Origin of the sequence: Streptomyces sp. NRRL WC-3618, assembly GCF_001280005.1 — a bacterium.
GTDB lineage: Bacteria > Actinomycetota > Actinomycetes > Streptomycetales > Streptomycetaceae > Streptomyces.
The window spans coordinates 1-23,526 of record NZ_LGDW01000281.1 but is presented as its reverse complement, the minus strand read 5'-3'; the positions used below and the strand labels follow the sequence as shown (position 1 = coordinate 23,526).

The 23,526-nt window shown below is 69.3% G+C and carries 21 protein-coding genes and 1 riboswitch; of the genes, 5 read left to right on the top strand and 16 right to left on the bottom strand.

The features are described 5' to 3' along the window. Positions 1-282 precede the first annotated feature (282 nt). Complete coding sequence (locus ADL01_RS22795; protein ID WP_053743882.1) at positions 283-2,079, top strand: AMP-dependent synthetase/ligase; 1,797 nt, start codon at positions 283-285, stop codon at positions 2,077-2,079. 43 nt (positions 2,080-2,122) lie between these two features. Here ADL01_RS22795 and ADL01_RS22790 read toward each other — a convergent pair whose 3' ends face one another. Next, positions 2,123-3,709, bottom strand: a complete 1,587-nt coding sequence (locus tag ADL01_RS22790) for a GMC oxidoreductase (protein ID WP_053743920.1) — start codon at positions 3,707-3,709, stop codon at positions 2,123-2,125. 145 nt (positions 3,710-3,854) lie between these two features. Continuing rightward, entirely contained in the window at positions 3,855-4,997 is a 1,143-nt protein-coding gene (locus tag ADL01_RS22785; protein WP_053743881.1) for a glycosyltransferase family 4 protein, read from the bottom strand. A gap of 191 nt (positions 4,998-5,188) precedes the next feature. Between ADL01_RS22785 and ADL01_RS22780 the strand changes: the two genes are divergently transcribed. After that, on the top strand, positions 5,189-6,430 hold the full coding sequence (locus ADL01_RS22780) for a glycosyltransferase family 87 protein (protein ID WP_234354756.1): 1,242 nt from the start codon (positions 5,189-5,191) through the stop codon (positions 6,428-6,430). Here the strand turns inward: ADL01_RS22780 and ADL01_RS22775 are convergent. The 5 genes from ADL01_RS22775 to ADL01_RS22755 form a co-directional block, all read right to left on the bottom strand. Continuing rightward, complete coding sequence (locus ADL01_RS22775) at positions 6,418-7,626, bottom strand: hypothetical protein (RefSeq protein WP_234354755.1); 1,209 nt, start codon at positions 7,624-7,626, stop codon at positions 6,418-6,420. The genes ADL01_RS22780 and ADL01_RS22775 overlap by 13 nt on opposite strands. Before the next feature lie 84 nt (positions 7,627-7,710). Next, positions 7,711-8,736, bottom strand: a complete 1,026-nt coding sequence (locus ADL01_RS22770; protein WP_053743879.1) for an NlpC/P60 family protein — start codon at positions 8,734-8,736, stop codon at positions 7,711-7,713. A 256-nt stretch (positions 8,737-8,992) separates the two neighbouring features. Continuing rightward, positions 8,993-10,033 carry a C40 family peptidase gene (locus tag ADL01_RS22765; RefSeq protein ID WP_053743878.1) on the bottom strand — a complete coding sequence of 347 codons (1,041 nt, stop codon included), beginning with the start codon at positions 10,031-10,033 and terminating at the stop codon, positions 8,993-8,995. A 234-nt stretch (positions 10,034-10,267) separates the two neighbouring features. Then, on the bottom strand, positions 10,268-11,617 hold the full coding sequence (locus ADL01_RS22760; protein WP_053743877.1) for an NYN domain-containing protein: 1,350 nt from the start codon (positions 11,615-11,617) through the stop codon (positions 10,268-10,270). 39 nt (positions 11,618-11,656) lie between these two features. After that, positions 11,657-11,896 (bottom strand): hypothetical protein, encoded by a 240-nt coding sequence (locus ADL01_RS22755; RefSeq protein WP_053743876.1) that lies wholly within the window; start codon positions 11,894-11,896, stop codon positions 11,657-11,659. Positions 11,897-12,055: 159 nt separating this feature from the next. Between ADL01_RS22755 and ADL01_RS22750 the strand changes: the two genes are divergently transcribed. Beyond that, complete coding sequence (locus tag ADL01_RS22750; RefSeq protein ID WP_053743875.1) at positions 12,056-12,799, top strand: rhomboid family intramembrane serine protease; 744 nt, start codon at positions 12,056-12,058, stop codon at positions 12,797-12,799. After that, complete coding sequence (locus ADL01_RS22745) at positions 12,796-13,077, top strand: Lrp/AsnC family transcriptional regulator (protein WP_053743874.1); 282 nt, start codon at positions 12,796-12,798, stop codon at positions 13,075-13,077. Before ADL01_RS22750 ends, ADL01_RS22745 begins: the two co-directional genes overlap by 4 nt. A gap of 103 nt (positions 13,078-13,180) precedes the next feature. Here ADL01_RS22745 and ADL01_RS22740 read toward each other — a convergent pair whose 3' ends face one another. From ADL01_RS22740 to ADL01_RS22715, 6 genes are all read right to left on the bottom strand, one after another. Next, the gene (locus ADL01_RS22740) at positions 13,181-14,554 is read right to left on the bottom strand and encodes an aminotransferase class V-fold PLP-dependent enzyme (RefSeq protein WP_053743873.1); all 1,374 of its coding nucleotides are present in this window, start codon (positions 14,552-14,554) and stop codon (positions 13,181-13,183) included. Positions 14,555-14,744: 190 nt separating this feature from the next. Beyond that, positions 14,745-14,862, bottom strand: a riboswitch (SAM riboswitch). A 78-nt stretch (positions 14,863-14,940) separates the two neighbouring features. After that, positions 14,941-16,005, bottom strand: a complete 1,065-nt coding sequence (gene trpD / locus ADL01_RS22735; protein ID WP_053743872.1) for an anthranilate phosphoribosyltransferase — start codon at positions 16,003-16,005, stop codon at positions 14,941-14,943. A gap of 120 nt (positions 16,006-16,125) precedes the next feature. Further along, positions 16,126-17,766: a cytochrome b gene (locus ADL01_RS22730; protein WP_053743871.1), complete on the bottom strand. Its 1,641-nt coding sequence runs from the start codon at positions 17,764-17,766 to the stop codon at positions 16,126-16,128. Continuing rightward, positions 17,763-18,821: a ubiquinol-cytochrome c reductase iron-sulfur subunit gene (locus ADL01_RS22725; RefSeq protein ID WP_053743870.1), complete on the bottom strand. Its 1,059-nt coding sequence runs from the start codon at positions 18,819-18,821 to the stop codon at positions 17,763-17,765. Before ADL01_RS22725 ends, ADL01_RS22730 begins: the two co-directional genes overlap by 4 nt. Further along, complete coding sequence (locus tag ADL01_RS22720; RefSeq protein WP_053743869.1) at positions 18,818-19,630, bottom strand: c-type cytochrome; 813 nt, start codon at positions 19,628-19,630, stop codon at positions 18,818-18,820. Before ADL01_RS22720 ends, ADL01_RS22725 begins: the two co-directional genes overlap by 4 nt. Before the next feature lie 83 nt (positions 19,631-19,713). Continuing rightward, positions 19,714-20,334, bottom strand: coding sequence for a cytochrome c oxidase subunit 3 (locus ADL01_RS22715; RefSeq protein WP_053743868.1), 621 nt, complete (start codon positions 20,332-20,334; stop codon positions 19,714-19,716). Positions 20,335-20,522: 188 nt separating this feature from the next. On the opposite strand from ADL01_RS22715, the gene ADL01_RS22710 reads away from it, so the two are divergent. After that, the gene (locus ADL01_RS22710) at positions 20,523-20,924 is read left to right on the top strand and encodes a hypothetical protein (protein ID WP_053743867.1); all 402 of its coding nucleotides are present in this window, start codon (positions 20,523-20,525) and stop codon (positions 20,922-20,924) included. A gap of 115 nt (positions 20,925-21,039) precedes the next feature. Here ADL01_RS22710 and ADL01_RS22705 read toward each other — a convergent pair whose 3' ends face one another. The 3 genes from ADL01_RS22705 to ADL01_RS22695 form a co-directional block, all read right to left on the bottom strand. After that, positions 21,040-22,302 carry a L,D-transpeptidase gene (locus ADL01_RS22705; protein ID WP_053743866.1) on the bottom strand — a complete coding sequence of 421 codons (1,263 nt, stop codon included), beginning with the start codon at positions 22,300-22,302 and terminating at the stop codon, positions 21,040-21,042. 144 nt (positions 22,303-22,446) lie between these two features. Next, positions 22,447-22,845, bottom strand: coding sequence for a cytochrome c oxidase subunit 4 (locus ADL01_RS22700; protein WP_053743865.1), 399 nt, complete (start codon positions 22,843-22,845; stop codon positions 22,447-22,449). Further along, positions 22,842-23,526, bottom strand: a 685-nt coding sequence (locus ADL01_RS22695; RefSeq protein WP_199834902.1) for a cytochrome c oxidase subunit I, incomplete at its 5' end; no start/stop codon positions are given. The genes ADL01_RS22695 and ADL01_RS22700, both read right to left, overlap by 4 nt.

Genomic DNA, 23,526 nt, shown 5'->3' with positions numbered 1-23,526 from the left:
GCGTGTGGGGCTCGGGTGAACAGAACTGGGGGGTCGCCGGCGGTTACTGGTCAGTCAGGAAAACCGTGCACTACTGTGCGTAAAGGACACCAACCCGTGTGATGCCGCGAACATCTCGCCGGACCCCCCTGTCGTAGAAGCCATACCGGCGGGTAACGTCCGGGCAGTCCAGTCGTACTCAGGATGTCGACCACGGGATCCGTGAGTACTTGCCCAAGCCATGGACCGCACCGTCGCATCGCACAAAGTCGTGGCGCCGGCGCCCTATGAGGAGCAGCAGTCTTGCGCGAGTTCAGCCTTCCGGCTTTGTACGAGGTCCCCGCGGACGGAAATCTGACCGACATCGTCCGCCGAAACGCCGTGCAGCATCCGGATGTCGCCGTCATCGCCCGCAAGGTGGACGGCGCCTGGCAGGACGTCACGGCCACGACGTTCCTCGCCGAGGTGAACGCCGCCGCGAAGGGCCTCATCGCCTCCGGGGTCGCACCCGGCGACCGGGTCGCCCTGATGTCCCGTACGCGGTACGAGTGGACCCTGTTCGACTTCGCGATCTGGTGCGCCGGCGCGGTGACCGTGCCCGTGTACGAGACCAGTTCCGCCGAGCAGGTGCAGTGGATCCTCAGCGACTCGGGGGCCACCGCGATCATCGTGGAACTGGACGGCCACGCCGCCACCGTGGAGTCGGTGCGCGACCGTCTGCCCGGGCTCGAGCACGTCTGGCAGATCGACGCCGGCGCGGTGGAGGAGCTGGGGCGGGCCGGTCAGGGCGTCTCCGACGCGACCGTCGAGGAGCGCGGTGCGCGGGCGAAGGCCGACGACCCGGCGACCATCGTGTACACGAGCGGGACGACCGGCCGGCCCAAGGGCTGCGTGCTCACGCACCGCAGTTTCTTCGCCGAGTGCGGCAACGTCGTCGAGCGGCTGCGGCCCCTGTTCCGGACCGGCGAGTGCTCGGTGCTGCTCTTCCTGCCGCTCGCGCACGTCTTCGGGCGGCTGGTGCAGATCGCGCCGATGATGGCGCCGATCAGGCTGGGCATGGTCCCGGACATCAAGAACCTCACCGACGAACTGGTCTCGTTCCGGCCGACGTTGATCCTCGGTGTGCCGCGCGTCTTCGAGAAGGTCTACAACTCGGCACGGGCCAAGGCGCAGGCGGACGGCAAGGGCAAGATCTTCGACAAGGCCGCCGACACGGCGATCGCGTACAGCCGGGCGCTGGACACCCCGTCGGGCCCGTCCCTCGGTCTGAAGATCAAGTACCGGACCTTCGACAAGCTGGTCTACAGCAAGCTGCGCGCGGTCCTCGGCGGCAAGGGCGAGTACGCCATCTCCGGCGGCGCCCCGCTCGGTGAGCGGCTCGGGCACTTCTTCCGGGGCATCGGCTTCACGGTCCTCGAGGGCTACGGGCTCACCGAGTCCTGTGCCGCCACCGCGTTCAACCCGTGGGACCGGCAGAAGATCGGCTCGGTCGGCCAGCCGCTGCCCGGCTCGGTCGTGCGCATCGCCGACGACGGCGAGGTCCTGCTGCACGGCGAGCACCTGTTCAAGGAGTACTGGAACAACCCGGGCGCGACCGAGGAGGCGCTGGCCGACGGCTGGTTCCACACCGGTGACATCGGGACCCTCGACGAGGACGGCTATCTGAGCATCACCGGCCGCAAGAAGGAGATCATCGTCACCGCGGGCGGCAAGAACGTCGCGCCGGCCGTGATCGAGGACCGTATCCGCGCGCACGCGCTGGTGGCGGAGTGCATGGTGGTCGGCGACGGGCGACCGTTCGTGGGCGCGCTCGTCACCATCGACGAGGAGTTCCTGGGCCGTTGGGCCGACGAGCACGGCAAGCCGGCCGGGTCCACCGCGGCGTCGCTCGCCCAGGACCCGGATCTGCTCGCGGCGGTCCAGGGCGCGGTCGACGACGGCAACGCCGCGGTGTCGAAGGCGGAATCGGTGCGGAAGTTCCGCATTCTGGCCTCCCAGTTCTCCGAGGAGTCGGGCCACCTGACGCCGTCCCTGAAGCTCAAGCGCAATGTGGTGGCGAAGGACTACGCGGACCAGATCGAGGCGATCTACCAGAGCTAGTACGGGAGTTGGTGCCCCAGTCGATTCCGCGATCGGGATCGGCTCATGGCGCGGTGTCCTCGGCGAGGACCCGCGCCATCGTCCGTTCCGCGAGCGCGGTGATCGTCACGAACGGGTTCACCCCGATCGAGCCGGGCACCAGCGAACCGTCGGTGATGTACAGCTTCGAATACCCCTTCACTCGCCCGTAGTTGTCGGTCGCCCTGCCCAACACGCAGCCGCCCAGCGGGTGGTAGGTGAAGTCGTCGGCGAAGATCTTGTTGCCGGAGCCGAACAGGTCGTACCGGTAGATGGTGGAGTTGGCCGCGTTGATCCGGTCGAACAGCTTCTTGGCCATGGCGACGGACACCGCGCTCTGGGCGGCGCTCCAGCCGAGCCGCGCCGAGTCGGTCGCCGCGTCGTAGGTGAACGAGGCCCGCTGCGGGTTCTTGGTGATCGCCAGATAGAGGCTCACCCAGTGCTCCAACCCCATGGGCAGCGGGGCGATTTCGGCGAAGACGGGGTTGTCGGCGTTGGCCCAGTCGTCGATGCCCATGACCGGCATCGTCGACTGGTTCGCCCCTACGGTGTCCCACAGGTGGTTGGCGCGCCCCAGCATCACGTTGCCGTTGGTCCCCCACCCGGTGCCCACATCGGCGTTGAGGGCGGGGAGCGTGCCCGTCTCCCGGGCCCGGACGAGGAGTTCGGTGGTCCCGACGCTGCCGCCGCCGAGGAACAGATAGGTGCACCCGTACTGCTTCGTCTGGACGACCGCACCGGTGTCGTCGATCCGGTCGACGGTCAGGACGTACGTCCCGTCGGCGGCCCGGGTGATCGCCCTGACCCGTTCCATGGTGGTGATGGTGACGTTGCCGGTGCCCAGCGCGGCCGCGAGGTACGTCTTGTCGAGGCTGCGCTTGCCGTTGTTGTTGCCGTAGATGACCTCCTGGCCGAGCGCGGACTTGGTCGCCGTACCGGCCGCCTCGCGCTTCATGTAGTCGAAGTCGTAGACGCTCGGTACGAAGGTGGTCTTCAGGCCTGTCTTCTCGGCGTGCTTGCGGGAGATCCGCGTGAAGCGGTACCACTCCGTGGACTCGAACCAGGCGGGGTCGACGCTGTTGACGCCGAGCATCGCGCGGGCCCGCGGGAAGTAAGTGCCGTACATCTCCGCGGTGTTGACGCCGGGGAACTGCTCGGCGAAGTAGGACTGGAGCGGGGTGACCGCCATACTGCCGTTGATCAGCGAACCGCCGCCGACGCCGCGTCCGAGGTACACGGACATGTCGTCGTAGTGCACGCGGTCCAGGGCGCCGGGATAGAGGCTGATGTCCCGGTTGACGACGTCCAGCCACAGGAAGCTGGCCAGCGGCGCCTCGGTGCGGGTCTTGAACCACATGGAGCGCTTGTCGGGGGCGGCGGCGGAGCAGAAGATCTTGCCGTCCGGGCCCGCCGTGTTCCAGAGGCGGCCCATCTCGATGACGAGGGTGCGGATGCCGGCCTGGCCGAGGCGGAGGGCGGCGACGGCACCGCCGTACCCCGAACCGATGACGATCGCGGGGGCGAACTCGACGGCGGCGGGTTCGACGGCCTGGGCGGACTGGAGGCCGACGCGGGTGAAACCGAGGGCGGCGGCCGTCTGGAAGGCGGCCATGCCCAGTATGTGACGTCTCGTCAGCTGATGCTGCATCAGCTGACGGTGTATCAGCTTTTCTGTCATGGGCGCAGCATCGGCGGAATTTCGGGTTCCGCCTAGTAGGTGCGTACCAGCACAAGTCAAAAAGTGCGGACGCCCGCCGTCACAGCAGCGCCTTCAGCTCCTCCGCCAGCAGATCCCAGCGCCACTTCTCCTCGACCCAGGCGCGCCCCCGCTCCCCCATCCGGGCGCGCAGTTCGGCGTCGCCGAGCAGCACGGTGATCCGGTCGGCGGTCTCCTCCACGGAACGGCCGGACACCACCCAGCCGGTCTCACCGTCGAGGACCGCGTCCGGCGCGCCCCCCGAGTCACCGGCGACCACCGGCAGCCCCGTCGCGGACGCCTCCAGGTACACGATCCCGAGCCCCTCGACGTCCAGACCGCCCCGACGGGTCCGGCACGGCATCGCGAAGACGTCGCCGGCCCCGTAGTGGGCGGGCAGCTCGGCCCAGGGCACCGGACCGGTGAAGCGGACCGAGTCGACGACGCCGGTCTCGTGCGCGAGCTTGCGCAGCTCCCGGGCGTAGGGTCCGCCGCCGACGATCAGCAGGACCGTCTCCGGCTCGGCCGCGAGGATGCGCGGCATCGCCAGGATCAGCGTGTCCTGCCCCTTGCGCGGGACCAGCCGTGAGACGCACACGACGACGGGCCGGCCGGCGAGCCCGAGCCGGGCGCGGACCGCCGCGCCCCCCGACTCCGGGTGGAAGGTCTTCTCGTCGACCCCTGGCGGCAGCTGGACCATCCGCCGGGCCGCCCCCGGGGTCAGCGCGGCGGCGATCCGCGACCGCGTGTACTCGCCCAGGTAGGTGATCGTGTCCGTCGACTCGCCGATCCTGCGGAGCAGTTGCCGCGCCGCCGGCAGCTGCGCCCACCCCGCCTCGTGACCGTGGGTCGTCGCCACCAGCCGCTCGGCGCCCGCCTTGCGCAGGGCCGGCGCCATCAGTCCGAGCGGCGCCGCCGCCCCGAACCACACCGACGTGCACCCGTGTTCACGCAGCAGTGAGACGGCTCGCCCGGTGACCGCGGGCGTCGGCAGCAGCATCGTCGTACGGTCCCGCACGACCGTGAAGGGCTGCTCGGCGTCGAAGGCGGCGGTGGCCCGGGCACCCTCGGGGCCCCGCTTCCAGGTGGAGGCGTACACGACGAGCCGGTCGGGGTCGAGCCGTAGCGCCATGTTGTGCAGGAAGGCCTGGATGCCGCCGGGACGGGGCGGGAAGTCGTTCGTCACGATCAGGGTCTTTCGCATCGGGGCCGACCCTACCGAACCCCTCCCCACACCCTCCCGGAACCCTCACAGGTGCACGGCCCCGCTTGATGGCATTCGCACAGTCGCTCGGGAGATCATGGCCGCTCATCGGTTGACCATGGAGAACCAGCCACCCCATACCGGCCACGACGTACCGGCCGCCGGCACCACAGGGACGGACAGGAATGCACGTGGACATCGTGGACGGAGGGCGGAAGCGGCCCCCCGTGGCACTGCTGGGCACCTGGTGCCTCACCCGGCTGCTCCTGCTGCTGTTCGTGTTCAAGGTGTTCGTCTTCCCCGGCCCGGACGTCACGAGCGACGTCTCGGTGACCTACCAGGGCTGGTACGAGGTCCTGCGGAACGGCGTCTTCCCGCTGGCCGACGTCACCTGGCAGTACCCGCCCGCCGCCGCCCTCGCGATCCTCTCCCCCGCCACGCTGCCGTTCCTGGACTACGCGACGGCGTTCTTCGTCCTGGCCTTCCTCGCCGACCTGGCCGTCCTGTCCCTCCTCCTCAGCGCCGGCGCGCGCCCCGGCCGGACCAGGCGCGGCGCCTGGGTGTGGGTGGCGGGCGTCCCGCTACTGGGCCCGACCGTGTACGCCCGGTACGACGTGATGGTGACCGCTGTGGCGGTGGCCGCGCTGCTCGCCGGGGCCCGGCATCCGCGTCTCATGGGCGCCCTGGCGGGCTTCGGGGCGCTGCTGAAGGTCTGGCCCGCGCTGCTGCTCCTGGGGGCCGTACGGCGGCGGGCGTGGGCCTCGGCGGCCGTCACGGTGGCCGCGCTGGCGTCGCTGTTCGCCGTGGCCATGCCCGGCGCCTTCGCCTTCCTGACCTTCCAGGGCGAGCGGGGCACCGAGGTGGAGTCGGTGGGCTCCCTGGTCTTCCATGTGGGCCGGCAGTTCGGCTGGGCGGGCCGGGCGGCGCTGAACTACGGCTCCATCGAGTTCCTGGGCCCGTACGTGAGCACGGTGAGCACGGTGGCGCTGCTCACGAGCGTCGTCGCCTTCGGCTGGCTGGTGCTGTGGCGGCTGCGCGCCACCCGCTTCCTGCCGCACACCCTCGCGGACGCGGCCTTCGTGGCGGTGCTGCTGTTCACGGTGACCAGCCGGGTGATCAGCCCGCAGTACATGGTGTGGCTGGTCGGTCTCGCCGCCGTCTGCCTCGGTTTCCGCGCGAGCCGGATGACCCTGCCCGCCGCCCTGGTCGTCGTCGCCTGTCTGGTGACGGTCCTGGAGTTCCCTCTCGGCTTCGGACACGTGGTCGCCAGCGACGCCTACGGCATGACCCTCCTGTTCACCCGCAACGGCCTCCTGGTCGTCGCCTCCCTCACGGCTGCCCGGGAGCTGTGGCGCTCGACGGCCCCGCCCCGGGCGCCGCTCCCGCCGCTGCCCGACCAGGCCACCCGCGCCAGGGAGACTCAGCCGAGCTGAGCGCGCAGGTACTCCCGCCACAGCGCCGTGAGCTCCCGGGGTGTCGTCCCCAGCACGTCCGCCGCGGCCCCCTCGACGGCCCCCGCCCGCTGCCCGTGTGCCCCCACGGCCCGGTAGAACGCGCCGAGCCGTGCCTCGCCCCACCGGTCGGCGATCATCCGGCACGCCAGCCAGCCGCCCTCGTACGCCTGGGCCAGCTTCGCCCCGCCCCCGCCGAAGCCGAAGTCCGCGTCCTCCGGAAGCGCGTCCGGCACCTCGCCCGAGGCCACGACGCGGGCCAGTTCGGATGCCACCTGGACGGCCGTACGGCCCGTGGACCGGTAGCCGACCCAGTCCGCGTATCCCTCGGAGAGCCACAGGGGCGTGGCCGCCGAGGTGGCGGTACGGGTCGCCACGTGCGTGGTCTCGTGGGTGAGCACGACCTGCTTGCCGAAGTCGCCGAGCACGCTGTACGCCTCCGGGTTGACGATGATCCGGTCCGCGGGTGCCTGCACCGACCCGCCCGTCTCCCCGGTCGTGACGGCCGCTATCCCCCGGTACGAGGAGGCCGGCGACCCGAGCAGCCCCGCCATCCCGTCCAGCGACTTCGGTACGAGGATCACGACCCGCCGCGTCCACGCCGCGCCCCACGCCTGGGTCACGGCCGGCACGGCCCGGTCGGCGAGGCCCGCGTACTGGCGCAGGGTCCGCGTCGGCTGCCCGACCCCCAGCACGAGGCCGCGAGTGCCGCGTACGGCCTCCACGGTCCCCTGGTCCCACAGCTGCTGGCCGGTCCTGCGCGCGGGTCTGTCGGCGTCGACGTACCAGTGGCCGGCGTCCCGCTCGGTGAGGCTCAGTGTCCGGGCGGCCTCCACGGGTGCCTTGTCGATGCCCTTGACGCGGTAGCTGAGCTCCACGTCGGCGGTGGCCTCGCCGCCCCCGGTGCGGTGCAGGGCGGTGAGACGGTACGACCAGGCCGCCAGCGGGAGCGCGCGCAGCCGGGTGAACTGCGCCGGCGCACCGGTCCGCGCGTACGCCGGTGCGTCGCCGGCGAGGACGGCCGCGGCCTGCCGGTCGAGCAGCCTTCGTACGTCGGCCGACGCGGTGTCGGCGGCGGACCCGCCGCACGCCACGAGGGAGACGAGCGAGCCGACCAGCAGCCAGAGGGTCACGACCCGGACCCGCCACGCACCCCGCGTACGCCTTCGACCAACCACGCCGACGATCGTACGGGCCGACTGTCGGGAAACCGAGAAAACCAGAAAACAAGAGGAAGTGGAGAAAGGTGAGAAAGGGGGCGCTCAGACCCTGGTGACCGACGAGACCGGCATCATGCCCACCGGGTCGTAGCGCACCGGCGCGCCCGGATAGGGGGCGTGGATCACCTGGCCGTTGCCCACGTACATCCCGACATGGCTGGCGTCGGCCCGGTAGGTGACCAGGTCACCGGGTTGCGCCTGGGAGAGCGGGACCTGGTGCCCGGCGTACCGCTGGGCCTGCGAGGTGCGCGGCAGAAAGACCCCGGCCTTCGCGTACGACCACTGCATCAGGCCCGAACAGTCGAAGCCGGAGGGCCCGTTGGAGCCCCAGACGTACGGGCTGCCCAGCGCCGCCCGGGCCGCGGCGACGGCGGCTGCCGCGCGGCCGCTCGGCGCGGCGGCGTTGCCGGGGTCGGGCAGGTCGGCGCGGTCGGAACGGGAGGCCCGGTCGTAGGCGGCGCGGTCGGCGGACGGCAGTGAGTTGAGCAGGGCCCGCGCTTTCGCCAGCTTCCGTTCGACGGTCCGCTTGTGCTCGGCGACCGCCTTGCGGCTGCGCTCGAGCTCGGTGAGCCGGCCGGCGGCCTCCGAGCGCTCCTGGGCGAGCTCCCGCCCGGCCGCCTCGAGTTCCCGCAGTTCTCCGGCCTGGTGGACGTTGATCCGGTCGAGCGCGGCGGCCTTCTCGAGGTATTCGTCCGGGTTGTCGGAGAACATCAGGGCGAGCGAAGGATCCATGCCCCCGGACCGGTACTGGGCGCCCGCGAGCGAACCGAGCGCCTCCCGCATGGTGTTGACGCGCTGCTGCTGCCGGGCGATCCGGTCCTGCGCCCGGGTGACCTGCTCGCGCAGCGCGTCGGCGCGCTCGTCGGCCCGGTTGTAGGACTCGGTGGCCTTCTCGGCCTCCGCGTAGAGGCGGTCGACCTCGGCCCGGGTGCTCTCGGCCGGCGCGGCGACGGCCGACGGGACGGCGGCGCCGAGAGCGGCCACGGTGGCGGACAGGACGGTCAGGGCGGCGCCCGCGGCGCAGCCCCGGTTGAACCCGGACGGTGCAAGGCGGCGATGGAACCCCACGAGAAGCCGCACTCCTTCCGCTGACGGACGCATGTGTACCCCCGGCGTTGGGGGCGCGCCAGACAGTAGCCGTGCGACTACGCGCGGGCCAAAGACCTCGACGGCCACGCACAGTGACGCCCCGCCTATGACGCAGGTCACTGGCGGGGCGTGGGGTCAGCGGACGGTGTCGTGATTCGCCCGTTCGGGCGTCAACGTGTCCTGATCTTGAAGAGACCCGGAAGGAGTACGACGATCCGATCCGGCGAAGAGAGGATCAGATCCGTACGCCGAACTGGAACGGCATGTTGTTGATCGACTCGTAGCGGACGACCGTGCCGGTGCGGGGCGCGTGCAGGACCTGGCCGTTGCCGGCGTAGAAGCCGACGTGGTGGTGGTCGCCGTAGAAGATGACCAGGTCACCGACCTGGAGGTCGCTCTGCGAGTAGATGCGCGTACCGGCGTTGGCCTGTTCCTGCGAGGTCCGGGGGATGTGCACACCGACCTGGGCGTACGCCCACGAGGTGAGGCCCGAGCAGTCGAAGGTGGCAGTGCCGGTGGCGCCGTAGGAGTACGGCCTGCCGATCATGCTCTGGGCGGCGGCGTACGCGGAACCCGCGCGGCCCGTGACGGCCGAACCGCCACCGCCGTCGTCGAGGGCGGCGCGCTGACTGGCGCGGCTGGCGCGGGCGTCCGCGGCGGCGATGGCCGCCTTCTGCGCGGCCGTCATGGAGTTGAGGAGCTTGCGCGCCTCGGTGAGCTTGCCCTGGACTTCCTTCTTCTTCTCGGCCAGCTCGCTGCGGGTGTCCGCGAGGTCCTTGAGCTTCTCGGTGGCCTCCGAGCGCTGCTGGGCGAGCGCGCGCTGCTTCTCCGTGACCTTCTTGAGCGTCTCGACCTGCTGACCGCTCAGCTGGTCCATCGTGGACGCCTTGTCGAGGTAGTCGTCGGGGTCGGCGGAGAGGAAGAGCTGCACGGAGGGGTCGATGCTGCCGGTGCGGTACTGGGCGGCGGCGGCGAGTCCGAGGCTGTCACGCAGGTCGTTCAGGTCTCCCTGGCCGCGCGCGACGTTGTCCTGGAGGGTGGAGATCTCCTTCTCCAGCCGGGTCTGCTTCTCCTTGGCCCCGTTGAGCTTCTCGCTGGCCTGCTCGGTCTGCTCGTAGAGCTTGTCGACCTTCGCCTTGACCTCGTCCATGCTCGGCTTCTCGCTCGGAGCGGCGTTGGCGGCATTGGCACTGAGGGCCACGGCGGCAGCTGCGGCGGTGGTGAGCACGGTCACGCGGGTCCGGCTCGGCTGCTTCGGTCGACGATGGGACGCCACGGAGGCGAACTCCTTCTTCTCCCGCCGTCACTCCCATTGAGTGATCACCCGAGCGGAGGTTCGAGGCATGACCCTAGTGACCTTCCTGTGATCAGTTCAAATCCTGGCATGAAAAATGTTTGTCACTCACCGCATTTTTTACATACAACACACATACAGCGATGCTCGGTTGACGCTACGTTGCGTAACAATTCCGCGCAGTTCCATCAATTCGACCATTACGCCCAGATGTTGTCAGCCGCGCGAGAACCGCTTCAGCAGCACCACCGAAGCCACCGGCCGGGCCCCCGCCTTGGCGATCCCGTCGGCCACCTCGCGGTCCGTCGACACGACGATGACCGGCCTGCCGGGCGGCTCCGCGCGCACCAGCTGACGGATCAACTCGTCGGCGGTGACCCCCGCCTTGGAGAACAGGACCCGCACCCCGCGCGGCGGCGCCAGCAGCACCGGAGCGGCCAGCTCGGCCCCGTCGAAGACGCAGGTCACCTCGGCGCCGGTCTGGGCGGCAAGCTGCGAGAGCTGGCCCAGCAGCCTCAACCGCTGCTTCTCCAGAGGCATCTGGGGATACCCGGTCTTGGTCACGTTGTAGCCGTCGACGACCAGATGCGCCTGCGGCAGCGCGAGCAGCTGATCGAGGATGGCGGGGTCGTTCTCGGACAAAGCGCGCGTGGCGATGTCTTTCGGTGTCATACGTCCCGGTTCGACCGCTTCCACGGTCTCGGCCGGCCGCACGGACACCGGTGGCAGCGCCAGTTCGCGCCGCAGCCCCTGGGCCGCGTCGAGCACGGTGTCGAGGAGCAGCCGTACGCGCATGTCCTCGACGCTGCGCCCCTCCCGGGCGGCTCGCCTGCTGGCCTCCAGCGCGGTCTCGACCTCGCTCAGCCGCCCCTTGAGCCGCCGCGACTCGCTCTCGGCCGCGGAGACCTGGGTGTGCCCCTCGGTGCGCAGGCCCTCCATCTCGGCGTGCACCTTGCGCAGGGCCGCCTCGCCCCGCTTGACGTCACTGAGTGCCGCGCGCAGCTTGCGGTGCAGCGACTCGGCTTCCTTCCTCGCCGACTCCAGCTCCGTACGCAGCCGTTCGGTCTCGGTACGGGTGTGATCGCGGGCGGTGGCCAGTTCCTCGCGCAGCCGCTCCAGTTCGGCCCGGCTCTCGTCGTCGGCGCGCTCGGCGTCGGCGCGCTGCGCCTCCTCGCCGGCCGCGGTGACGAGCTTCACCCAGCCCGTGGGCCGCAGCACATAGGCCGCGGCGGCCACGTCCAGCGGATCGGCGGCCGGGGGCGGCGAACCGGCGTCGAGAGCACCCGCCAGCTCCGGCTGGGTCTCCCTCAGCTTCTCCCCGATGCGCTGCCGGAACAGGGTGTCGCTCTCCAGCGCGGCGGCCATCGCGTTCCCGGCGAACTTGGCCCGCCGGTTGGGCGCGAACCGCGCGTACTGCCGCAACTGGGCGGGCAGTTCGGCGACGGTGAGCCCGCCGAACCCGTCGGAGACGATCTGTACGACGCGTCTGCGCACGCTGTCGGGCAGCGGGCGGTCGAGCACCTCGGCGGCGCCGTCGCCCGGCCCCCCGCCTGTGGTCTCCACTATCCGTCACCCCAACCGATTCCGGTGCGGGGCCCGCTCCTGTCAGGAGCCGGCGCCCGGCCTGTCCACGAGTTCCACCTGATCCACGGCGTTGCACCAACGGCAGCGCACCGACTCGATGGTCTCACTGACCACCTCGCGGTCCTCCACCTTCGGTTCTCCGGCGAGATCGAGGTGCACGTACTCGACGACCTTCGAGGAGCGCGTCACGTCGAACCGCGTGAGGTTGCCGCACAGAGCACAGCGCCACCGAGTCGTGTCGGTAGGCAGAGGAACCGTCATCGTGGATATGTTCGCTTTCCTTCTAGTATCCGTGCTGCGCCAGTTTCCCTGGAGCGTGTGGCTCGTAACCCTAAGGCCTGGTGGGTACCCACCGCCTGTCCGTCCACAGCGGCGAGGCGGTCTGCACTGTTCGGTCCCGTTACGTCATGCTCTGTGTCCATGATCGGCGAGTTCGAGAATTGGCGTACGGCAGTCCACAGATCGGTCCGCGCCCAGTCGGCGCCGGTGACGTACGGGCTGATCGCCGTCTGCTGTCTGCTCTTCGTCATCGGCCCCGCCTCGGGCCTCAACCCCGGATACGGCACCGGCGACGCCCTGCTCGCCGCCCAGCGCGCCTACTTCCGCCGCTGGGGCGTGGTCCCCGCCGACCTCTTCACGGGCGCCCCGCGGGCCACGCTCACCCCCGCCACGGCACTGTTCGTGCACGGCAGCTGGGTCCACCTGCTGGGCAACATGCTCTTCCTCTACGTCTTCGGCGCGATGACCGAGGAACGCCTCGGCCACCTGGAGTTCGCCCTCTTCTACCTGGGCTGCGGCTGTCTGGCCCTGCTGGGGTACGCCGCCGCCAACGCCGGCTCGCAGCAGACGCTGGTGGGGGCGTCCGGCGCGATCTCTGCGATCCTGGGCGCGTTTTTGTACCTCTTCCCCGGCGCCCGCGTCACAAGCATCTTCCCGTTCCTGTTCTTCCTCCCGCTGCGCTTCCCGGCCTGGCTGACCCTGCCGTTCTGGGCCTCCCTCCAGTGGGTGGCGGCGGGCCGGGCGTCCTCCGGGCCCGGGGTGGCGTATCTGGCGCACGTGGTGGGCTTCGGGCTGGGCTTCGTCTACGCGTGGGTGCGTCATCGGCGTACCACTAGAGTGAGGTCCGCCCCAGCGACGGCCACCGAGGGAGAGAACCAGCCGTGATCACCGCGATCGTGCTCATCAAGACCAGCGTGGACCGGATCCCCGAGATCGCGGAGTCGATCGCCGCACTGGACAGCGTGAGCGAGGTCTTCTCGGTCACCGGTACGTACGACCTGATCGCGATGGTCCGCGTCAAGGCCCACGAGGACCTGGCGGAGATCATCCCCGGCAGCATCAGCAAGATCCCGGGCGTAGAGGGAACAGACACCCACGTGGCGTTCCGAACATACTCCCAGCACGACTTGGAGGCGGCGTTCGCACTGGGCCTGGACAGCTGAGGCTGTAGCCCGTCCGGCGTTTGAGAACGAGCGCTTTCGGCGCGGACGGGGGTCTGGGGGCAGCGCCCCCAGGGGCGGGACGGGAAGGGGCGGCGGGGGCGATTCAAACCGCCGGCACGCAGCGCCCGTCCTCGGCCCGGTACTCCCACCGAGCCCCCTCCCGCACGAGCTCCTTCACCGCCCCCACGAACCGCTCCACATGCTCCTCAGGCGTCCCCGCCCCAAAACTCACCCGAATCGCGTTGAGCGACTTCTCTCCGGGCGCGGCCTCAGGGGCGCCACACTCCCCCTGAGTCCGCGGGTCACTGCCCAGCAACGTCCGCACCAGCGGATGCGCGCAGAACAACCCGTCCCGCACCCCGATCCCGTACTCCGCGGACAACGCCGCGGCGAAGTGCGAGCTGTTCCAGCCCTCGACGACGAACGAGATGACGCCGACGCGCGGAGCGTCGTCGCCGAACAGCGAGAGCACCCTGACCTCGGGCACCTCCGCGAGCCCCGCCCGCACGGTGTCGATCAGGTACCGCTCCCGGGCCACCAGCGACTCGAACCCGGCCTCCGTGAGGGCCTTGCAGGCGGCCGCGATCGAGTAGGCACCGATGACGTTCGGCGAGCCCGCCTCGTGCCGGGCGGCGCTGTCGTGCCACTCCACGTCCACACCCCCGTCCGCGCGCCGCGTGACCTTGCGGCTGGCGCCCCCACCGGCGAGGTACGGGTCGGCGGCGCGCAGCCAGTCGGCGCGGCCGGCCAGGACGCCGGAGCCGAAGGGCGCGTACAGCTTGTGGCCGGAGAAGGCGACCCAGTCGACGTCGAGGTCCCGCACGGAGACGGGGTGGTGCGGGGCGAGTTGGGCGGCGTCCAGGACGATCCGGGCACCGTGCGCGTGGGCGGCGGCGGCCAGCTCCCGTACGGGCCACAGCTCGCCGGTGACGTTGGAGGCGCCGGTGACGCAGACGAGGGCCGGGCCCTGGGGGTCTCGGGCGGCGAGAGCCTCCCGCAGGGTGGCGACGGCCTGCTGCGGGGTGCGCGGGGCGTCGAGGTAGGTGACCTGGGCGTGCTGCCAGGGCAGCAGGGAGGCGTGGTGCTCGGTCTCGAAGACGAAGACCTGGCAGCCGTCGGGGAGGGCGGCGGCGAGCAGGTTGAGGGAGTCGGTGGTGGACCGGGTGAAGATCAGCTGGTCGTCGGCGCGGCAGTCCAGGAACTCGGTGACCGTCCTGCGGGCGTTCTCGAAGAGGTCCGTCGACAGCTGGGAGAGGTAGCCGGCACCCCGGTGCACGCTGCCGTAGTAGGGCGCGTACGCGGCCACGTCGTCCCAGACCCGCTGAAGCGCGGGGGCGCTGGCGGCGTAGTCGAGCGCGGCGTAGGTGACTTCGCCGCCGGTGACGAGCGGGACGGTGACATCGCGGCCCAGAACGGGCAGCGGCTCCGAAATGTCGCAGTGGACAGCCTGGTCGGCGGCAACGGTGGAGACAGACATGGCGAACTCCCGTGAGAGGCAAGAGGAATCGCTGTGCGAGCGGACATGGCTCAGAGACGTGACTCAGAGGCATGGCTCAGCACAGGAAAAAGGTGAAAAGGGTGCGCGGAGGCGGGGCTCGGCAGCCCTATCGCATTCGCTTGCTCACGGAAGACTCCCTCGAACGACCAGGACCCCTGATGTCGAGAGGGGTCCGCGCTTGCCGTAAGCCTTGCTGCCTACGACCTGGTCTTCATCCCGGGGCACCCCGCCACGGACGGAGGGTTGCCGGACAGTCGGCCGGGGCCTCATGACTGTCACTCATGACCTGGTACAGAACGTAACGGAGGTGATCGGCGTCCCGCAACCCGTGTCCGGATCGCGGAACGCCGACCACCAGAAAAACGCTAGGCGTTACTGGCCGCCGCCCACCGCTCCAGCGTCCGCCTCGCCGCCCCGGAGTCGATGGATTGGGCGGCTCTCGCCATCCCGGCGCCGATCTGCTCGGCCAGTGAGCCCGGTCCCGGGTCCAGCGCCACCAGCGCCGCCGCCGAGTTGAGCAGCACCGCGTCCCGTACGGGCCCTGTCTCGCCGTCCAGCAGGCGCCGGGCGACCGCCGCGTTGTAGGCGGCGTCACCGCCGCGCAGCGCCTGGACCGGGACCAGTTCGATGCCGACATCGCGCGGGTCGAAGGCCTCCTCCGTCACCTTGCCGTCCCGGACGACCCACACCCGGGACGTGGCGGTGATCGTCAGTTCGTCGAGGCCGTCGTCGCCCCGGAACACCAGGGACGAGTTGCCGCGCTCGGCGAAGACACCGGCGATGATGGGCGCCATCCGAGGGTGCGCCACGCCGACCGCCTGCGCCCTGACCCTGGCCGGGTTGGTCAGCGGCCCGAGGATGTTGAAGACGGTCCGGATGCCCAACTGGCCGCGCGCGGCGCCCACATGACGCATCGCCGGATGGAACTTGGCGGCGAAGCAGAAGGTGATCCCGGCCTCCTCCGCCACCTCGGCCACCCGCTTCGGCGTCAGCTCCAGATTGACCCCGAGCTGCCCCAGCACGTCCGACGCCCCGGAGGCCGAGGAGGCCGCCCGGTTGCCGTGCTTGACGACCTTGGCGCCCGTGCCGGCGATCACGATCGCCGACATGGTGGAGATGTTCACCGTGTTGGCGCCGTCGCCGCCGGTGCCGACGATGTCGACGGTCGGCCCCGGCACCTCGATCACGTTGGCGTGCTCGTACATGGCGTCGACGAACCCGGAGATCTCCTCGACGGTCTCGCCCTTGGCCCGCAGCGCCACCACGAAGCCGGCGATCTGCGCGTCCGTCGCCTCGCCGCGCATGATCAGGTTCATCGCCCAGGCGGTGTCGGCCGCGCTCAGGTCATGGCCGTCGAGCAGGCCGTTCAGCATGCGTGGCCAGGAACGGGCCGCCGCGGTGTCGCCTCCGGCGGGGTTCACAGCGCTCATTTGCCGCTCCTGGATCAGTCGGTGGGAATGGGCACACCCTATCCAGCCCGGGGCCATGACGAAGGGCCCCGTCCGATGTACGGACGGGGCCCTTCTGCCGTGTGTGGCGAAGCGGGGTGATCAGTGGTGGCCGTGGCCGCTCGTGATCTCCTTGTACTCCTCGGCGGTGGGCTTGGCGATCTGGCTGTCCTCGCCGTAGTAGGACTTGCTGAGCTTGGCGCGCAGCTTCTCCGTGCCCTTCACCTTGCGCTCGACACCGTTCTCGTCGACCGTCGCGCCGATCGCGGCCGGCACGTACTGCTCGTGCGCGGTGAGGGTGTGCAGGGCCTCCTGGCTGAGCGGCTCGTGCACCTCGATGAACTCACCGTGCGGCAGGCGCTTGATGATGCCGGACTCGCGGCCGTGCAGCACCTTGTCCTTGTCCCGGCGCTGGAGGCCGAGGCAGATCCGCTTGGTGGCGACGAACGCGAGGACCGGGGCGACGAAGAACGCGACACGTACGAACCAGGTGATCGCGTTGATCGACAGGTGGAAGTGCGTGGCCCAGAGGTCGTTTCCACCACCGATCAGCAGCACCATGTACCAGGTGATCCACGCGACGCCGAAGGCCGTACGGGTCGGCGCGTTGCGCGGGCGGTCCAGGATGTGGTGCTCGTTCTTGTCGCCCGTGACCCAGGACTCGATGAACGGGTAGACCGCGATCGCGACCAGGACCAGCGGGAAGATGATCAGCGGGATGAACACGCCCAGGATGAGCGTGTGGCCCCAGAGGTTGATCTCCCAGCCCGGCATGACACGGATCAGGCCTTCGGAGAAGCCCATGTACCAGTCGGGCTGCGCACCGGTCGACACCTGGTCCGGCCGGTAGGGGCCCATGGTCCAGATCGGGTTGATCGAGGCGATGGCCGCGATGACCGCGATGACACCGAAGACGAGGAAGAAGAAGCCTCCGGCCTTGGCCATGTAGACCGGCAGCAGCGGCATGCCGACGACGTTGTTGTTCGTCTTTCCGGGGCCCGCGAACTGCGTGTGCTTGTGGTAGAAGACCAGGATCAGGTGCGCCACCATCAGGCCGAGCATGATGCCCGGCAGCAGCAGTACGTGGATCGAGTAGAACCGGGCCACGAAGTCGCCGCCGGGGAACTCGCCGCCGAACAGGAAGAACGACAGGTACGTGCCCACGACCGGCACGGACAGGACCGCGCCTTCCATGAAGCGCACACCGGTGCCGGAGAGCAGGTCGTCCGGGAGCGAGTAGCCGGTGAACCCGGTGAACATGCCCAGGACGAACAGCAGGAACCCGAACAGCCAGTTGACCTCGCGGGGCTTGCGGAACGCACCCGTGAAGAACACGCGCATCATGTGCACGAACATGCCGGCGAGGAAGATCAGCGCCGCCCAGTGGTGGATCTGCCGGATCAGCAGACCACCGCGCACATCGAAGGAGATGTGCATGGTCGAGTTGAACGCCTCGGACATCAGCTGGCCCTGCAGCGGGATGTAGCTGCCGTGGTACTCCACCTCGTTCATCGACGGGTGGAAGAACAGCGTCAGATACACACCCGTGAGGATGATGATGATGAAGCTGTACATGCAGACTTCGCCGAGCATGAACGACCAGTGGTCGGGGAAGATCTTGCGCATGTTGGCCTTGGCCAGGGAGTAGATCCCCAGGCGGCCGTCAGCCCAGTCGGCGACCCGCTCACCGGCGGGTGCCTTCTCGCGCGACGAACGCGCGTCTGTGTTTGGCGTAGTGCTCATCCGCGCTCCCAGAAGGCAGGACCGACGGGCTCGGAGAAGTCGCCGAGCGCCTCAAGGTAGCCCTCGTCGTTCACGCCGATGCGCAGCTGCGGCAGGGCGTGACCGGCGGGGCCGAAGATCACCCGGGCGCCGTCGGAGAGGTCGAAGGTGGACTGGTGGCAGGGGCAGAGCACGTGGTGCGTCTGCTGCTCGTACAGGGAGATCGGGCAACCGACGTGGGTGCAGATCTTCGAGTACGCCACGATGCCCTGGTAGGACCAGTCGAGCTCGCGCTTGTCCTTGATGTTGTCCGGCTGGATGCGGACGATCATCAGGGCGGCCTTGGCGATCTGCGTCTGGAAATCCTCGTCGTGCTCCTCCAGGCCCTCGGGCTTGGCGAAGGTGAGCGAACCGACCGCGATGTCCGAGGGACGCAGCGGCTCGTTCGTGTTCATGTTCACGAGCTGCTTGCCCTTGGACCACATGGTGTGGCGGAGCTTCGTGCCGGGCAGCGGGCCGAGGTCGCGCAGCAGCATGACGCCGGAGAGCGGGAACAGGGCCAGCGCGCCGAACATCGTGTTGCGGACCAGCTTGCGCCGGCCGATCGCGGATTCCTTGGCGCCCTGCTTGAAGTCGGCCAGGACCTTCGCCTTGACCTCGGGCGGCGCGGAGATCGCGTGCCGCTCGTCGACGAGTTCCTCGTCGGACATCAGGGTACGGGCCCAGTGGACCGCGCCCGCGCCGATCAGGAAGAGCGCCACGCCGAGGGACAGCCCCAGCGCGAAGTTCAGCGCGCTGATGTGTCCGATCGGGAAGACGTAGATCGACTTGTCGGCCGGGATCGCCACGTACGAGACGATGAAGGCGACGGTGGCCACCATCGACAGCGTGAACAGGAGGGCGACCGCACGCTCGGACCGCTTGGCGGCCTCTTCGTCGATGTCCTGGACACGGTGTTCGTGAGGCGGCAGCCCCGGGTCCGCGAACGGGTGCTTCTCGTCCGCGACGCCGACGGCACCGTGCTCGGTTTCCTGCACAGCGGGCAGCTTCTCTTCTGGAGTGTCTTGGCTACTCATGACTTCTTGGCCTTTGCGGTCCGAGCGGCGACCCAGACGGCGACCGCGATGAGCGCTCCGAGCCCGAAGATCCAGGCGAACAGGCCTTCGCTGACCGGTCCGAGACCGCCCAGACCGAGGCCGCCGGGCTCCACGGTGTCTTCGCCGTTGACCGCGTCGAGGTACGCGATGATGTCCTTCTTGTTCTTCTCCGACAGCGTCGTGTCGGGGAAGGACGGCATGTTCTGCGGGCCGGTCTGCATGGCCTCGTAGATGTGCTTCGGGTCGACGCCCTCAAGGTCGGGCGCGAACTTGCCGTGCGTGAGCGCGCCGCCCTTGCCGGTGAAGTTGTGGCACTGGGCGCAGTTGGTGCGGAAGAGTTCGCCACCCTTGGCGATGTCCGCACCGTCGGGGCCGTACTGCTCGTCGGTCGGCACGGACGGACCGGCGCCGAGCGACGCGATGTACGTCGCGAGCTGGTCGATCTGGGCCTGCGAGTAGATGTTCTTCTTCTTCGGGATCTGCGCGCCCTGCGAGGTCGCGGCCGGCATACGCCCGGTCGCCACCTGGAAGTCGACCGCCGCGGCGCCCACGCCCACGAGGCTCGGACCGTCGGAGGACCCCTTACCGCCGGTGCCGTGGCAGCTGGCGCAGCCCACGGAGTACAGCCGCTGGCCCTCGGTGATGGTGAGGGACTGGGCGGTCTCATCGGCCACTGCCTTGCTCGAGGGTTCGAGCGTGCCGTACAGCCCCCCGACGGCCGCCAGCGCGATGAGTAGGACGACGACCGCCGCCAGCGGATGGCGTCGTCGTGCGGAGAGCTTTTTCACGGATTACCCCGGTGTCAGGATCTTCAGCGTCGAGTCTTCTGGAGGTATCGGGCGGACCCGATGTGAGGATCGGGCGGGCCCGGCTACTTGATCATGTAGATCGTGGCGAAGAGCCCGATCCAGACGACGTCGACGAAGTGCCAGTAGTAGGACACGACGATTGCGGCGGTCGCCTGCTCATGGGTGAACCTTCGCGCCGCGTACGTCCTGCCGAGGACGAACAGGAACGCGATCAGACCGCCCGTCACGTGCATCCCGTGGAAGCCGGTGGTCAGGTAGAACACCGAGCCATACGGGTCGGAGGAGAGCGAGAGCCCATCCTTCTTGACCAGCTCGGTGTACTCGAAGACCTGACCGCCGATGAAGATCGCACCCATCACGAAGGTGACGATGAACCACATCCGGAGCTTCTTCACGTCACCGCGCTCGGCGGCGAACACGCCGAGCTGACAGGTGAGGGAGGAGAGCACCAGGATCGTGGTGTTGGCCGCGGAGAACGGGAAGTTCAGGCTTGACGCCATTTCCTTCCAGTGATCCGGACCGGTCACCGATCGCAGGGTGAAGTACATCGCGAAGAGGGCCGCGAAGAACATCAGCTCGGAACTCAGCCAGATGATGGTTCCGACGCTGGTGAGGTTCGGCCGGTTGACCGACGGGTGCGCGTGCCCGGTTTCTACTGTCGTTGCTGTCGCCACGACCGACATTATGTCGGTCGCTTATCCCGCCCTCACCCCGGGGGGTGCCGTTCGGAGTGTCCGTGGGGTGTGTCCAGCCCGTATGGCCCATCGGACGGCCGTGTGAACGGTGTTCAGACGGAGGGTCCGAAGGAGTAGCATCCGGCCCAACGGACCCGGTCCGTCTGTCCGTACGACGCTGATGTCTCGGAGGAACAATGCAGCCGACCGCCACGGTGCTGGTCTACAGCGACGACTCCAACACCCGCGAGCAGGTGCGGTTGGCGACGGGGCGGCGGCCAGCTCCCGACGTTCCCGCCGTCGAGTTCCTCGAGTGCGCGACGCCTGCGGCCGTGCTGAAGGAACTCGACAAGGGCGGGATCGACGTCTGTGTGCTGGACGGCGAGGCCGTGCCCATGGGCGGCATGGGGATGTGCCGGCAGATCAAGGACGAGATCTTCCGGTGTCCGCCGGTGCTGTTGCTGATCGGGCGGCCGCAGGATGCGTGGCTGGCGACGTGGAGTCGGGCCGACTCGGCGGTCACCTTGCCGGTGGATCCGGTGGAGTTCGCTTCGGCGCTGGCTTCTTTGTTGCGGTCGAAGCGGGCACTCAGCGCCTAGCGGGTCGGGGGCGCGGTTGTTCGGCGGGCGCGGGTGCTTCGTGGCTTGTCGCGCCCCGCGGCGGAGCCGCAAATGTCACAGCCCCGCGCCCCTTAGGGGGGATCCGTATCCCTTGTCAGATACTCTGCGGGGTCAGTCTTACCTGCTTGGCCGGATTTGATCCCTCTGGGGAAGTGGCCATGAGGGCACTGCCGCCCTGCCACTTCTGCCAGTCCAGGTTCCAGTCGCCGAAGCCGTTGCCGAAGGTTTCCATGGTGTGGCCATCGGAGTTGACGACCTTGACGACGTCGCCCTCGCGGACGTGGTCGAAGAACCACTCGGCGTTGCTGGTGCTCATGCCGGTGCAGCCGTGGCTGACGTTGGCGGAGCCCTGGGAGCCCACGGACCAGGGGGCGGCGTGGACGTACTCGCCGCTCCAGGTCACCCGGGTGGCGTAGTAGACGGGCAGGTCGTACGAGTCGGCGCTGCCCTCGGCTATGCCGATGCTGGTGCCGCGCATCCTGACGAAGTACTCCTTGCCGAGGACGACCTTGACCCCGTTGCGGGTCTCGAAGCCGGGCTTGCCCGTGGTGACCGGGATGGTGTTGATCACCTTGTCGTTCTTGTAGACGGTCATCTCGTGGGACGACGCGTCGGTGACGGCGATGACCCGGTCGCCGATGGTGAACTTCAGCGGCTTGGCCGTGCCACCCCAGAGACGGTCGCCGATCTTGATGCCGGGCAGGTTGCTGCGGACCTGGACGGTGGCCTTGGTGGGCCAGTACTCCTTGGGGCGGTAGTGGAGTTCCTTGTCGTCCACCCAGTGCCACGCGCCCTCCGAGGTGGGGTTCGAGTCCACCTTGAGGGCGCGCTCGACTATCGCGCGCTGTGCCTTTCCCCGTACGGGTTCGCTGAGTTCGGCCGTCACCGGCTGACCCACCCCGTACGTGCCCGTCTTCGGGCCGAAGGTGACATTCAGCCGCTTCTTGGCGGTGGGCCTGCTGGTCTCGAAGGTGCGCGTCCCGCGGCCGGGGGCGCCGTCCTCGTCCTCCGTGCTCACCCGGACCGTGTAGCGGGCGCCTGCGGCCAGGGGGGAGGTGCTGTGCCAGCGGCTGCCGTCGGCGGAGAGTTCGCCCGCCACGAAGCGTCCGGCGGCGTCGACGGCGGTGACGTCCGTGATGCGGTCGTCGGAGTCGTCGGAGGTGACCTCCAGGGGCTTGTCGGGGTCGGCCTTCTTGCCGTCGCCGATGGAGCCGCCGAAGGAGATCCGCTCAGCCGCGTCGTACGGCTTCGCCGAGAGGGGATGGCCGTCCGACCCGCAGCCGGTGGCGGACGTGCCCAGGGCGGCCACCAGGAGGGTGCAGCAGGCGACCGTACGGTTACGCGGTGAGTGCCTCATGCCCTCACGCTAAGAACGTGCGTCGGGCTCGGCACGGCGGGTGATCCGTGCGGGGGAACGAGGGTGTGGCAAAAGAGGGAGCCCGGACCCTCCTGACGGAGTGTCCGGGCTCCCCTGAGCACCGTGCGTGTTACTGGGCGCGTGTTACTGCGTGCGGTTCTCACCGCGGTAGTACTCGAAGACCCAGCCCCACAGACCGATGAGCAGGATCGGGGCCGCGAAGTACGCCAGCCACCAGCCGATCGCGACGCTCAGGAACAGGAGCGCGCCACCGATGCCCAGCGAGAGCGGCTGCCAGCTGTGCGGGCTGAAGAACCCGACCTCGCCGGCGTCGTCCGCGACGTCCGCCTCCTTGTTGTCCTGGGCTCCCACGTCGACCCGCCGGGCCGTGAAGGCCAGGTAGTAGCCGACCATGATGCACAGGCCGAAAGCGAGGAAGAGCGCCGTGGTACCCGCCGGCTCCTTCGACCACACGCCGTAGACGATCGCCATGGCGAGGACGAAGACGGCGAGCCAGATGAACATCTTGCCCTGGACCTTCACTTGCCCGCCTCCTTGCCGCCGGCGAGAGCCTTCTCGCCGTGCCCGGCGTTCTCCAGCTGGTCCAGCGCTGCGATCTCAGGGTGGTGCAGGTCGAAAGCCGGGGATTCGCTGCGGATCCGCGGCAGGGTGAGGAAGTTGTGGCGCGGGGGCGGGCAGGACGTGGCCCACTCGAGCGAGCGGCCGTAGCCCCACGGGTCCTTCTTGCCGTACTTCGCGGTCTTCCACACGTTGTAGAGGAACGGGAGCACGGACAGGCCCAGCAGGAACGAGCTGATCGTCGAGATCGTGTTCAGCGCGGTGAAGCCGTCCGCCGCGAGGTAGTCGGCGTACCGGCGCGGCATGCCCTCGGCGCCCAGCCAGTGCTGGACGAGGAACGTGCCGTGGAAGCCGATGAACAGCGTCCAGAACGTGATCTTGCCGAGGCGCTCGTCGAGCATCTTGCCGGTCATCTTCGGCCACCAGAAGTGGAAACCGGAGAACATCGCGAACACGACCGTGCCGAACACCACGTAGTGGAAGTGCGCCACCACGAAGTAGGAGTCCGAGACATGGAAGTCCAGCGGCGGCGACGCCAGGATGACACCGGTCAGCCCACCGAAGGTGAAGGTGACCAGGAAGCCGGTGGCCCACAGCATCGGGGTCTCGAACGACAAGGACCCCTTCCACATGGTGCCGATCCAG